General features: G+C 71.4%; 12 protein-coding genes. 1 reads left to right on the top strand and 11 read right to left on the bottom strand.

Going from position 1 to position 12,548, the window contains the following annotated elements; translation table 11 throughout:
- Positions 1-153 precede the first annotated feature (153 nt).
- Positions 154-1,617, bottom strand: coding sequence for a peptide MFS transporter (locus EDF47_RS01810; RefSeq protein ID WP_123938080.1), 1,464 nt, complete (start codon positions 1,615-1,617; stop codon positions 154-156).
- A 389-nt stretch (positions 1,618-2,006) separates the two neighbouring features.
- Between EDF47_RS01810 and EDF47_RS01805 the strand changes: the two genes are divergently transcribed.
- Positions 2,007-3,980, top strand: a complete 1,974-nt coding sequence (locus EDF47_RS01805) for an acyl-CoA dehydrogenase (RefSeq protein ID WP_243833991.1) — start codon at positions 2,007-2,009, stop codon at positions 3,978-3,980.
- Between the two features lie 113 nt (positions 3,981-4,093).
- Here EDF47_RS01805 and csrA read toward each other — a convergent pair whose 3' ends face one another.
- The 10 genes from csrA to EDF47_RS01755 all read right to left on the bottom strand — a co-directional run bounded on the left by csrA (position 4,094) and on the right by EDF47_RS01755 (position 12,501).
- Positions 4,094-4,363, bottom strand: coding sequence for a carbon storage regulator CsrA (csrA, locus tag EDF47_RS01800; protein WP_111084126.1), 270 nt, complete (start codon positions 4,361-4,363; stop codon positions 4,094-4,096).
- Between the two features lie 4 nt (positions 4,364-4,367).
- The gene (locus EDF47_RS01795; protein WP_133936636.1) at positions 4,368-5,300 is read right to left on the bottom strand and encodes a hypothetical protein; all 933 of its coding nucleotides are present in this window, start codon (positions 5,298-5,300) and stop codon (positions 4,368-4,370) included.
- Positions 5,275-7,329 carry a flagellar biosynthesis protein FlhA gene (locus tag EDF47_RS01790; RefSeq protein ID WP_123292762.1) on the bottom strand — a complete coding sequence of 685 codons (2,055 nt, stop codon included), beginning with the start codon at positions 7,327-7,329 and terminating at the stop codon, positions 5,275-5,277. The genes EDF47_RS01795 and EDF47_RS01790 overlap by 26 nt, the downstream gene beginning before the upstream one ends.
- Entirely contained in the window at positions 7,326-8,519 is a 1,194-nt protein-coding gene (locus EDF47_RS01785; protein ID WP_123292761.1) for an EscU/YscU/HrcU family type III secretion system export apparatus switch protein, read from the bottom strand. The genes EDF47_RS01790 and EDF47_RS01785 overlap by 4 nt, the downstream gene beginning before the upstream one ends.
- A gap of 6 nt (positions 8,520-8,525) precedes the next feature.
- Positions 8,526-9,284 (bottom strand): flagellar biosynthetic protein FliR, encoded by a 759-nt coding sequence (locus EDF47_RS01780; RefSeq protein WP_131879997.1) that lies wholly within the window; start codon positions 9,282-9,284, stop codon positions 8,526-8,528.
- Positions 9,284-9,559: a flagellar biosynthesis protein FliQ gene (gene fliQ / locus EDF47_RS01775; RefSeq protein ID WP_111084131.1), complete on the bottom strand. Its 276-nt coding sequence runs from the start codon at positions 9,557-9,559 to the stop codon at positions 9,284-9,286. Before fliQ ends, EDF47_RS01780 begins: the two co-directional genes overlap by 1 nt.
- A gap of 9 nt (positions 9,560-9,568) precedes the next feature.
- The gene (fliP, locus tag EDF47_RS01770; RefSeq protein WP_243698096.1) at positions 9,569-10,315 is read right to left on the bottom strand and encodes a flagellar type III secretion system pore protein FliP; all 747 of its coding nucleotides are present in this window, start codon (positions 10,313-10,315) and stop codon (positions 9,569-9,571) included.
- Positions 10,316-10,383: 68 nt separating this feature from the next.
- Positions 10,384-10,911, bottom strand: a complete 528-nt coding sequence (locus tag EDF47_RS01765) for a flagellar biosynthetic protein FliO (RefSeq protein ID WP_123938086.1) — start codon at positions 10,909-10,911, stop codon at positions 10,384-10,386.
- Positions 10,912-10,918: 7 nt separating this feature from the next.
- Entirely contained in the window at positions 10,919-11,623 is a 705-nt protein-coding gene (gene fliN, locus EDF47_RS01760) for a flagellar motor switch protein FliN (RefSeq protein ID WP_123292757.1), read from the bottom strand.
- Positions 11,623-12,501 carry a flagellar motor switch protein FliM gene (locus EDF47_RS01755; protein WP_133936637.1) on the bottom strand — a complete coding sequence of 293 codons (879 nt, stop codon included), beginning with the start codon at positions 12,499-12,501 and terminating at the stop codon, positions 11,623-11,625. The genes fliN and EDF47_RS01755 overlap by 1 nt, the downstream gene beginning before the upstream one ends.
- Positions 12,502-12,548 lie beyond the last annotated feature (47 nt).

Below are 12,548 nucleotides of genomic sequence, written 5' to 3'. Positions count from 1 at the left end.
GCTCTTCATCATGGCGGCGACCGCCATGCAGCAGCCCACACCACCGAGGACGCCGATGCCGATGATGATGCCGGCGATGAGTTCGAGCATGGGGTGACTCCTTGGTTGCTTCGGCCGTGTGGCTTCCCTCAGGTTAGCGGATGCCGCGACGGATCAGCGGATACCGCGCATGAGCTTCAGGACCGGCTTGGCCAGGACGAGCAGGACCACGCCGACCGCGACGGCGACGAGACCGAGCACGGCGAAGTACGGCGCCTCGTTCGCCGGGTCGTAGTACTGCGACAGCACCCCGGTGACGGCGGTGCCGAGCGACACGGACAGGAAGAACAGCGCGACCATCTGCGTCTGGAACTTCGGCGGCGCGAGCTTCGTGGCGACGGACTGCCCGACGGGTGACAGCAGCAGCTCGGCGAGCGTGAAGACGAGCAGGATGCCGACCAGGGCGAGCAGCGGCGTGCCGTTCTGGCCCGAGCCGACGAAGGGCAGGAACAGCAGGAACGCGACGCCCATGATGCCGGTGCCCAGGCCGAACTTCGTCGGGGTCGACGGCTGGCGGTCGCCGAGCTTGGTCCAGAGCGCCGCGAAGACCCCGGACAGCACGATGATGAAGACCGGGTTGATCGACTGCACCCACGAGACCGGCATCTCCCACCCGAAGAGCGAGCGGTTCAGTCGCTCGTCGGAGTACACCGTGACGACGGTGAACTGCTGCTGGTAGAGCGACCAGAACACGGCGCTGCCGATGAAGAGCGGGATGAACGCGAACACCCGCGAGCGCTCCTGCGCCGTGATGCCGCTCGTCAGGATGACGACGAAGTACCCGATCGTCGCGAGGATCACGATCGCGACGACCACGGTGGGCAGGTTGCCGACGTTCAGCAGCCCGGTCAGGACGGCGACCGCGATCACGACCAGGGCGACGACGACCCCGACGCCGATCAGCGGCAAGCGTCGGCGATCGACCGGGTTCGTGACGTGGCGGACTGTGTCGGGCAGGTTCTTCCGACGGATGGCGTACTGGACCAGGCCGGCTGCCATGCCGACGGCGGCGAGCCCGAAGCCGTAGTGGAAGCCGAGCGAGCTCTGCAGCAGCCCGGTCAGGAGCGGCCCGAAGAACGCACCGAGGTTGACGCCGAGGTAGTACAGCGAGAACCCGGCGTCACGGCGGGGGTCTTCGCGGCTGTAGAGCCCACCGACGATCGTCGTGGCGGTCGCCTTGAGTCCGCCGGACCCGAGCGCGATGAGCACGAGCCCGACGCCCACGCCGGCCACCCCGGGGATGAGCGCCAGGGCGATGTGGCCGAGCATGACGACGATCGCGCTGCCGAACAGTGTGCGGTCGGCACCGAGCAGCCGGTCGGCGATCCACGCGCCGATGATCGTGAACAGGTACACGGCGCCGCCGTACGCGCCCATGATCCCGGTCGCGATGCCCTTGTCGATCCCCAGGCCGCCCTGCGTGACCGTGTAGTACATGTAGATCAGGACGATGCCCTGCATGCCGTAGAACGAGAAGCGCTCCCAGAGCTCCACCGCGAAGGGCGTCGACAGCTCGAACGGCTGTCCGAAGAAGGTGCGTTTGGGCTTGGGATCGTGTCCCGTGGTGGAGCCTGACATGTCGGCCAGTCTGCCCCGCGGGCCGGTGGCGCGCCCAATCGTTGATGGGTGCTCATCAAATCGATCGACGCGTGCAGTTGGAGGGTTCCCACCATCGTGGTCGGTCCGTGCCGGGCAGCGTTGTGCGGCCCGCACGGCGTTCCGCCGGCTCCCGGCGGTGGTGTCTAGCGTGGGGAGCGCAACACCGGACACCGCAGTTCAGGAGGACTCCGACCATGGTCGACACCGCATCCGCGCAGCACACCGGCACGCCCACGGCGAAGCACGACGCCGGCGTGAACCCGGGCAAGAACGCCAGCGAGAACTCGGGCAAGCACACGAGCGAGAACTCGGGCAAGCACACGAGCGACAACGCGGGCAAGCCCACCGACATCCGCATCGACGTCGACATGGTCGAGACCCTCCTGCTCGGCCGCTGGGCCGAGGACCGCCGGATCTCCCGCCGCCTCGTGCTCGACCCCGCACTGCACAAGACCGAGGGTCTCGGCACCATCGAGCACCGTGCCCGCGCGTTCGAGCAGCTGCAGATCCTGGTCGACGCCGGAGCCATCCAGCGCCCGTACCCGCCCGAGCTCGGCGGCCAGGACAACCACGGCGGCAACCTGGCGGCGTTCGAGGAGATCACCACCGCCGACCCGTCGCTGCAGATCAAGGCCGGCGTGCAGTGGGGCCTGTTCGGCTCCGCGGTGCACCACCTCGGGACCGCGCGGAACCACGAGGAGTTCCTGCCCGGCATCATCGGGTTCGACGTCCCCGGCTGCTTCGCCATGACCGAGACCGGCCACGGTTCGGACGTGCAGAACATCGCCACGTCGGCCACGTACGACCCCGCCACGCAGGAGTTCGTCGTGCACACGCCGTTCCGCGGGGCGTGGAAGGACTACATCGGCAACGCGGCCCTGCACGGCAAGGCGGCCGTCGTCTTCGCGAAGCTCGTCACCCAGGGCGTCGACCACGGCGTGCACGCGTTCTACGTGCCGCTCCGTGACGACGACGGCGCGTTCCTGCCGGGCGTCGGCGGCGAGGACGACGGCGTCAAGGGCGGCCTGAACGGCATCGACAACGGCCGGCTGCACTTCGACCACGTCCGCGTCCCCCGCACGAACCTGCTGAACCGCTACGGCGACGTCGCCGAGGACGGCACCTACAGCTCGCCGATCGACTCGCCCGGACGCCGCTTCTTCACGATGCTCGGCACCCTGGTGCAGGGCCGCGTGTCGCTCGACGGTGCCGCGGTCGTCGCCCAGAAGATCGGGCTGCAGATCGCGCTGACGTACGCGATGCAGCGCCGGCAGTTCCCGACGGCGGGCGGTGTCGAGGGCGTCCTGCTCGACTACGGCCGGCACCAGCGCCGGCTCATCCCCCGTCTGGCGACGGTGTTCGCGCAGTCGTTCGCGCACGAGCAGCTGCTCCGCACCTTCGACGACGTGTTCAGCGGGCGTGCCGACACCCCGGAGCGCCGCGAGGACCTGGAGACCCAGGCCGCCGCGTTCAAGTCACTGTCGACGTGGTCCGCGCTCGACACCCTGCAGGAGTGCCGCGAGGCCTGCGGCGGCGCGGGCTTCCTCGCCGAGAACCGCCTGACGAGCCTGCGCGCCGACCTCGACGTCTACGTGACGTTCGAGGGCGACAACACCGTCCTGCTGCAGCTCGTCGGCAAGCGTTTGCTCACCGACTTCCGGAAGCGGGCGCCGCGCGACGCCGCGTCGACCGCGAAGTTCGTCGCCTCGCAGGTGGGCGCGAAGCTCGCGGACGCCTCGGGCCTCCGCCGCCTGGGCCAGACCGTCGCCGACCGCGGGTCGCTCGCCGCGAGCGTCACCGACCTGCACGACCCCGCCACGCAGCGCGCGCTGCTCGCCGGCCGCGTGGACACCATGGTCACCGAGATCGGGCTGCGGTTGAACACCGCCGGCAAGGACCGTGCCCGCCAGGTCGTGCTCCTGAACCGGTCGCAGCACGAGCTGATCGAGGCTGCGCGCGCCCACGCGGAACTCATGCAGTGGGACGCCTTCACCGAGGGGCTCGACGCGGTCCCCGAGGGCGACACCCGCCGGGTCCTCGTGTGGCTGCGCGACCTGTTCGCGCTCGGGCTGCTCGAGCAGCACCTCGACTGGTACCTGGTGCACGGCCGCCTGAGCGCGCAGCGTGCCCGTGCGGTGTCGGCGTCGATCGACCGGCTCGTGGCGCGGCTCCGTCCGGTGGTCCCGCAGCTCATCGAGACCTTCGGCTACGAGCCCGGCCACGTGCGGGCGCCGATCGCGCTCGGCGAGGAGCAGGCGCGCCAGGACGAGGCCCGTGCGTGGTTCGCCGCCGAGGCGGCAGCCGGACGACTCCCCGAACAGGAGAAGAAGCCCCGCGCGTAGCCGCCCGGCCCGCGCCCCGCCAGCGTCATCGCGCCCCGAAGAGTCGGGGCGCTATGCCCGCCACGGGGCGCGCTCGCCGACGACGGTGCGACAACGACCGCGCCCGGCCCGGACTACGCCCGGTCGGCCCCGCCGCGGTCGCCGAGCGCGGCACGCAGCCGCGCCTCGGCGTCGTCACCGGAGGCACCGGTCGCGCCGGCAGCCGCAGCGGCCTCGGCGTTCGCCTCGGCGACCGCCCGCACGACCTCTTCACGCTGGATCTTCACCCCGCGTGGTGCGTCGATGCCGATCCGGACGCCGTCGCCCCTGGCGTCGAGGACCGTGATGACGATGTCGTCACCGACGAGGATCCGCTCGCCGACCTTCCGCGTGAGTACCAGCACCCGCTCAGCCTAGCGACAGGACGGGGACCCCCAGCAGGTCGACGGACTCCGGCGTGGCGGTCTCCCCCGCGCCGATCGCGACGACACCGGCCACCGGCAGCCGTGTGGCCACCGCGGACACCATGGCCGCGGTGTCCTCGGGTTTCCGTCCGACGTCGACGACGACCCAGACCTGGTCGGCCTCGATCCCTTCGCCGGTCGCCCGGTCGTCCCACGCGGCGACGGCGAGCACCGCGTGGCCGTCGCGCACGCCGTCGGCACGCGCGAGGATCGCCGACCGCCGGTCGGCGGCGTCCGTCGGCCGCAGCGCGTGCCGGACGGCGAACAGCCCGGCCGCGGCGTCGACGTCGTTCGCCCGGCCGACCAACAGGACCAGGTCACCGTCAGCAGACCGCACTGCCGGGACAGCAGACCGCACGGCAGGCGCCGTGGACCGGGCCGCGCGCCGGCCGGGCGCGACGTCGGGGACGGTGGTCGGGCCTCCTGGCAGGGTGTCGGTGACGGCCTGGAGGCGCGGGTCGACGTCCGCAGGCCCGTCCGCTCCGGGCAGTGCGCGCGTCGGGCGCGGGGCGCTCCCCGTGATCCCGTCCGCCACGAAGCCGTCGAGCACCGACGCGAACGCGTCGGCACGCGTCGCCTGGGTGCCGTCACCGCGCGCGATGCGGGCCTCGGCGGCGTCGGCGTCGGCGAGCAGCGCCGCGATGCCGATCCGCTGGACGGGTGAGTCGGCGATCACGACGCGTGCGGTCGGGGTCTCCCCCGGTTCCGGCACCTCGACGGTGGCCTCGACGTGCGCCTTGCGGAACAGCCCGCCGATGCCCGGCGTGGTGACCCGCTCGGCGGCGACGATCCGTGCACCCGCGCCGAACTCGGTCCGGACGGCGTCGCGGACCTCGTCGAGCGTTGCGCCGTTACGCTGCAATCGGGTCGGCGGCACGGACCACTCCCACGGTCTCGATGGTGGAGCCCGCGGCGGTGGCCTCCTGGTACGACAGCACCGGGAGCCCGTTCGACTGGGCGGCGACCATGCGGTGCACGGCCGGGCGGAGCTGCGGGGCGCAGACCAGGACGGCGGACAGCCCCTGGTCCTCGATGCTGCGCACGGCATCGCGGACGGAGCCCAGGACCTGCTCGATGCGGTGGGCGTCGAGGACGATCTGGCTGCCCTGTTCGGATGGCCGCAGCCCCTCGAGCATCGACTGCTCGAGCAGCGGGTCGATCATGATGACGCGCAGGGTGCCCTGGTCGGTGTACCGGGCTGCGAGGGCGGGGCCGAGCGCGGCGCGGGCGGCCTCGACCAGCCCCTCGGGGTCGGTGGAGGCCTTGGCGCGCAGGGTCAGCGCCTCGCAGATCCGCCCGAGGTCGTTGATCGGCACGCGTTCGGCGAGCAGGCCCTGCAGCACGCGCTGGAGTTCGGCCATCGAGAGCATGCCCGGCACGAGTTCCTCGACCGCGGCGGGGTTGACCTGCTTGACGCCCTCGGTCAGGACCTTGACGTCCTCGCGGGTGAGCAGGCGAGCGGCGTTGTCACCGATGACGGCCTGCAGGTGCGTGACGAGCACGGACACCCGGTCGATCACGGTGGCGCCGGTCATCTCGGCGGCGTGCCGGAGTTCGGCGGGCACCCACTTGCCGGTCAGGCCGAACACGGGCTCGACCGTCGAGGTGCCCGGCAGCCCGTCCAGGTGGTCGCCGAGCGCCAGGACGCTGCGGGCCGGGGCGGTGCCGCGGCCGGCCTCGACGCCGGCGATCCGGATGGCGTAGGTCGACGGCGGCAGGTCGATGCTGTCGCGGGTGCGGACCGGCGGCACGACGATGCCCATGTCGACGGCGATCTTGCGACGGAGGGCACGGACCCGGCCGAGCAGGTCGTCGGAGGCGCCGGACACCATGTCGACCAGGTCGGGCGCCAGCAGGATCTCGAGGGCGTGCACGCGCATCTGCTCGATGAGGTCCTCGGGGGTGTCGCCGGAGGGCGCGGCGGCTTCGAGGGCCTGCTGCTCGGCGGCGGCGGACTCGGCGTTCGCGGCGTTCCGGCCGATGCGCCACGCGGTGAACAGCAGGGTCGCACCGACGAGCAGGAAGGGCAGGATCGGCATGCCGGGGATGAACCCCATCGCGATGGCGGCGACGCCGGCGATCATCAGGGCGTTGCGCGACTGCGAGAGCTGGGTGGCGGCCGAGGCACCCATCTCGGACTCCGCGCCGGAGCGCGTGACGATCATGCCGGTGGAGACCGCCATGAGCAGGGCCGGGATCTGCGTGACGAGGCCGTCGCCGATCGTCAGGATGCCGTACTTCGACAGGGCGTCGGTGGCGGACAGCCCGTTCTGCAGCATGCCGATCGCGATGCCGCCGATCAGGTTGATGATGATGATCAGGATGCCGGCGATCGCGTCGCCCTTGACGAACTTCGAGGCGCCGTCCATCGCGCCGTAGAAGTCGGCCTCGGCGGAGACCGCGGCGCGGCGGTCCTTCGCCTGCTGGTCGGTGATGAGCCCGGCGTTCAGGTCGGCGTCGATCGCCATCTGCTTGCCGGGCATGGCGTCGAGGGTGAACCGTGCCCCGACCTCGGCGACGCGCTCGGCACCCTTCGTCACGACGACGAACTGGATGACGATGAGGATCAGGAAGATCACCGCGCCGATGATGATCGACCCGGACACGGCGACGTGGCCGAACGCCTGGATGACGTCGCCGGCGAAGCCCTCGCCGAGCACGAGCCGGGTCGACGCCACGTTCAGGCCGAGGCGGAACAGTGTTGCGACGAGCAGCAGCGACGGGAACACCGAGAAGTCGAGCGGCTTCTTCACGAACAGCGTCGTGAGCAGGATCACCAGCGCCAGCAGGATGTTGATGATGATCAGGAAGTCGAGCAGGAACGACGGCACCGGCAGGATCAGCAGCAGGATGATGCCGACGATGAACACCGGGACGACGAGCTTCGGCAGGTCCTTGCGGTTCATGCGGGGAGTCCTTCGGTCGGGGTCTCGGCGATGCGCGGTGCGCGGAGTTTGCGGGGGCGGAGGTCACCGGTCAGCGTGGCCGGGTCGATGACGCTCGCCACCTCGTCGGGCGTGGTCGGCCTCGGCGGTGCGTGGGTGCCGGCAGCGGCGCCGCGGGCCTTCAGAGCCATCACGAACGACAGCACCCGGGCGACCGGCGTGTACAGGTCGACGGGGATCTCGTGCCCGAGCTCGCACGCGGCGTGCAGCGCTCGGGTGAGCGGGACGTCGCGCACGATCGGCACACGGTCCTCCTCCGCCCGGGCACGGATGACGTCGGCGACGGGCCCGGCGCCCTTCGCGACCACCCGCGGTGCGGCCTTGCCCGGCTCGTACTTGAGCGCGACGGCGTAGTGGGTCGGGTTCGTCATGACGACGTCCGCGGTGCCGACCGCCTGGATCATCCGGTTGCGGCTCATCGCGAGCTGGCGGGAGCGGCGCTGACCCTTGACGAGCGGGTCGCCGTCGCTCTTCTTCTGCTCGTCCTTGACCTCGCGCTTGGTCATCATGGTGCGCTTGCGGTTGCGCCGGATGACCACGAGCACGTCGATCGCGGCGAGGACGAGCCCGGCGGCGATCGCGGCGCGGAGCAGGGTGCCCGCGCCGTCCGCTGCTGCCTCGAGCACGGCGGACAACGGCAGCGAGCCGCTGGTCATGAGCACGGGCATCAGGCCCTGCACGGCGAACCAGAGCACGAGGCCGACGACGGTGGTCTTCAGCAGCGCCTTCGCCCCGTTCCAGAGCGCCTGGACGCCGAACACGCGCTTGAGGCCCGCGATGGGGTCGAAGTGCGACGCCTCGGGCGCGAGCTTGCGGATGTGCACCCCGCCCTGCGCGACGGCGGCCGCGGTGACGGCGACGAGCACCACCGCGAGCATCGGGCCGAGGGTCGCGCCGACGCTGGCCATCGCGTCGCCGAACACGTGGTTCATGGTGCCGATCGTCGGGTTCGCGATGACGGACTGCACGGCGACGAGCTGTGCCGTACCGGCGGCCGCCGCGTTGCCGATCATCGACGGCACCATGAGGGCGACGACGGCGATGCCGATCCACGCACCGAGGTCCTGGGACCGGCCGAGCTGGCCCTTCCGGTGGACCTCCTGCATGCGCTTCTGGGTGGCCTTCTCGGACTTCTCACCACTGTCGGACACGGCGCCTCACCCCCGTCCCGTGATCGCCTGGACGGCTTCACCGGTCAGCGACGACACCACCGAGGGCAGGGCCATGAAGAGCGCTCCGGCGAACAGGACGGTCAGCCCGATCTTGATCGGGAACCCCATCTGGAACGCGTTGAGGGCCGGTGCGACACGGGTGAGCAGGCCGAGGCCGACGTCCGCCAGGAACAGCACGACCACCAGGGGGCCGGCGATCTGCAGCGTCGCCAGGAACATCTGCGACATCGCCGCCACGAGCAGGTGGGCCAGACCGTCGACCGCGAAGCTGCCGGTGAGCGGCACGGCATCGAAGGAGCGCACGAGCCCACCGACGATGAGCTGGTACCCGCCCGAGGTGAACAGGAGCGCGAGCGCCGCCATCTGGAACAGCCGGGTGAACTGGGCGCCGTTGACCTGCGACTGCGGGTCGAACGCCTGCGCGAGCGTGAACCCGCCGAACAGGTCGATGAGCGCACCGGCGGACTGCACCGCGGCGAACACCAGGAACACCAGGAAGCCGAGCGACAACCCGACGACGAGCTGGGTGAGCAGCGCGAGCAGGAAGGGCCCGGTGTCGAGCGACTCGTAGCCGACGGCGACGCGGGGGGCGACGCCGATCGCCAGGCCGAGCCCGAGGATCACCTTCACGGTGCCGGGGAACGCCCGGTACGAGAACGGCGGCGCGATGACGAAGAACGCGACGAGCCGGACGCCGGCGAGCATGGTCGCCTCCAGACGGTCGGCGTTGATCGCGAGCTCCATCAGCCGCTGCCGAGGAGCTTCGGGATCATGTCGAAGGCGACGTGCGTGAACGCCACCATCTCCGAGATCATCCAGTTGCCGCAGACGACCAGGGCGATCGCGACGGCGACCGCCTTCGGCACGAACGAGAGCGTGACCTCCTGGATCTGGGTCACGGACTGGAACAGCGAGATCGCGAACCCTACGACGAGCGACGTGACGAGCACCGGAGCGGCGAGCTTGCCCGCGACCAGGAGCGCCTGGAGGACCAGGTCGATGACGGCCTGCTGGTTCATGCGTGCCCCCTAGACAACGTGGTAGCTCTCGATGAGCGACGTGATGATGAGGCCCCAGCCGTCGACCAGGACGAAGAGCAGGATCTTGAAGGGCAGCGAGATCATGACCGGCGGGAGCATCATCATGCCCATCGACATGAGTGCCGCCGAGACGACGAGGTCGATCACCAGGAACGGGATGAAGATGACGAACCCGATGATGAACGCGCTGCGGAGCTCCGAGATGATGAACGCCGGGATGACGGTCGTCATCGGCACGTCGGCCATCGACTTCGGGTTGTCGAGCCCTGCGGCGCGGGTGATCAGGGCGAGGTCCTCGTCGCGGGTCTGGTGCAGCATGAAGGTCCGGAGCGGCTTCGTGCCGATCTCGACGGCCTGGTTGAAGTCGAGGTGGCCGGCCAGGTAGGGCTGCAGGGCGTCGTCGTTGATGTGCCCGAGCACCGGCGCCATCACGAACAGCGACAGGAACAGCGCCAGGCCCGCGATCACCTGGTTCGGCGGGATCGACTGCAGGCCCAGGGCGTTCCGGGTCATCGCGAGGACGACGAAGATCTTCGTGAACGACGTCATCATGAGCATGAGCGCCGGGGCGACGCTGAGCAGCGTGATGCCGATGAGCGTCACGACGGCCGACGACGGGGTGCCGTCCGGGCCGTTCACGCTGACGCTGAAGTCGCCGTTCGCGGGAGCGGTCGGCGTCGCGGGGGCGGTCGGTTCGACGACGCCGGCGGCGTGGGCACCGGTCGCGGTGAGCATGAGGAAGCCGGCGACGACCGCCAGCCCGAGCAGGACGAGGGCGGCGGTGCGTCCGGTGCGGACCGCGGTCACCCGGCGCGCCGGTTCCGCAGGGCGGCGGCCGCCTGCCGCCAGGTGTCGACCGACAGGATCGAGCCCTGGAGCTGCTGCGCGGTCGGCACCGTGGTGCGCTGCGGACGACGGTTGCGCGGGCGCATCGGCAGCGGCGTCGCCGCGTCGGCCGGGAGGCTCTCGGTTGCGTCCGTCTGCAGTGTCAGTTCCTGACCGAACGCGTCGGCCGACGGGGCGGGACGCACGGGCAGCTGCACGGGTCCGGTCACGATGGTGAGCTCCGGAGCGGGCGCCTGCCCGCTCGTGAGCAGGCTGACGCCCTGCTCCGACACCCCGAGCACCAGGCGCTCCCCCTCGACGTCCACCACCACGACGCTCGCCTTGCCGCCGAGGCCCTGGCGACCGACGACCTCGACGGTCGCCGCACGGCGCCCGGAGGTCTTGCCCGCGAAGCGCTTCTTGCTGGCACGGTGCAGCACCCACATGAGGGCGAGCACGACGCCGAGCGACAGCGCGACGCGGAGCGTGATGAGGAGGGTGTCCACGCGGGGCTCAGAGGGATTCGGCGACGTCGAGGATGCGGGTGATCCGGACGGCGTAGTCCTGGTCGACGACGACGACCTCGCCGTGCGCGATGAGGCGACCGTTCAGCAGGACGTCGGCGGGCGCACCGGCGCTGCGGTCGAGTTCGACGACCGCGCCGGGCTCCATGCCGAGCACGTCGCGGACCGACATGCGGGTGCGGCCGATCTCCACGGTCAGGGTCATCTCGACGTTGTTGATGCGGCCGAGGTTGCCGGCGGGCACCCCGACGGGTGCGGCGGCCGAGACCGTGCCGTGCTCGCGCACCCGGATGCCGAACCAGCCGCTCGGGACACCACCGGCGGTCAGCTCGAACACCACCGTGTCGGGGTCGGCCAGCAGCGCGGCCGCCGACTCGCGGCTCGCCTCACCGAGGACCCCGACGCCGAGCACGGACGCGGCGGCCTCGAGCGACGGACGCAGCACGTCGGTGACGGCCACGATCCCGTGGTCGGTACCGCCGGCAGCGATGACGGCCTCGAGGTCGGTGAGCACGAGGGCCAGATCGGCCGACAGGCCGCCGACGAACGACGCGACCACGGCGTCGGTCGCCGCTTCGAGCACGACCGGGGTCGCGCCTCCCGGCAGCAGCAGCGCACCCAGCGGGACGGCCGTCGGCAGCTGCGCCGCGAGCGACTCGGCCGCGGTGGTCTGGAGGGTGGTCGTTTCGGTCATCAGTGCTGCTCCGTGCTCGTGGTGGTGACGACGATGCCGGCGAGGCGCGAGCCGTTCGCGCCGACCGCGGCGGTGCCGACGGGTTCACCGTCGACCGCGATGGTGAGGGGGCGGTGCTGCGGGTGCGGCAGCGGCAGGACGTCGCCGACCGCGAGCCGGAGCACCTGCGTGGGCAGGACCGTCGCCGGGGCGAAGCGCAGGCTGACGCCGACGGGGACGCCCGCGAGCTGCGCGTCGAGCAGGGCCTGGGCGTCAGCGGGCGACACGTGGGCGGCGGCCTCACCGAGCTGCGGCAGCACGGCCTCGGCCGGCAACGCGAGCGTGCCGGGGGCGACGCGGTCGCCGACGCGGATCGAGAACGCCGCGACGATCATCAGGTCGCCCTTCTGGGCGGCCTGGGCGAACTGCGAGTTGAACTGGAAGCCACCAGCCGTGACGTCGTGCGCGAGCAACCCGCCGAACGAGTAGCGGAGGTCGTCGAGGGCGTCCTCGACGATCTTGCGCACGAGGGCCTGCTCGATGGGCGTGAAGGTGCGCTCCGGGGTCGGCAGCGGCTTCGAGGCGCCGAGCGCGTGCGAGACCCAGGTCAGCGCGGCGTCGAGCGGGACCTGCAGGACGCCCTTCGGGGCGACGTCCGCGATCGGCAGCAGCACCATGCCGGTGAGCGCGGGCAGCGAGGCGGCGTACTCGTCGTACGTCACCATCTGCACCTGCTCGCAGGTGACCTGGCTCACGGCGCGCACCTTCGCGGTGAGCTGCGTGCCCCACTGCCGCGCGAAGGTCTCGAACGCGAGCTCGAGGACCCGGGCGTGCTCGCGGGCGAGCGTCGACGGGCGCGCGAAGTCGTACACCTCGGGCGCTGGCAGGGTCTCGGTCACGGGTGCGTCTATCGGTCGCCTGTGCGGCACCCGTCAGTGCTGTACCC

Origin of the sequence: Curtobacterium sp. PhB190 (assembly GCF_004365385.1) — a bacterium.
Lineage (GTDB): Bacteria > Actinomycetota > Actinomycetes > Actinomycetales > Microbacteriaceae > Curtobacterium.
The sequence above is the reverse complement of the archived record's forward strand: the minus strand, read 5'-3'. Positions and strand labels throughout refer to the sequence as shown.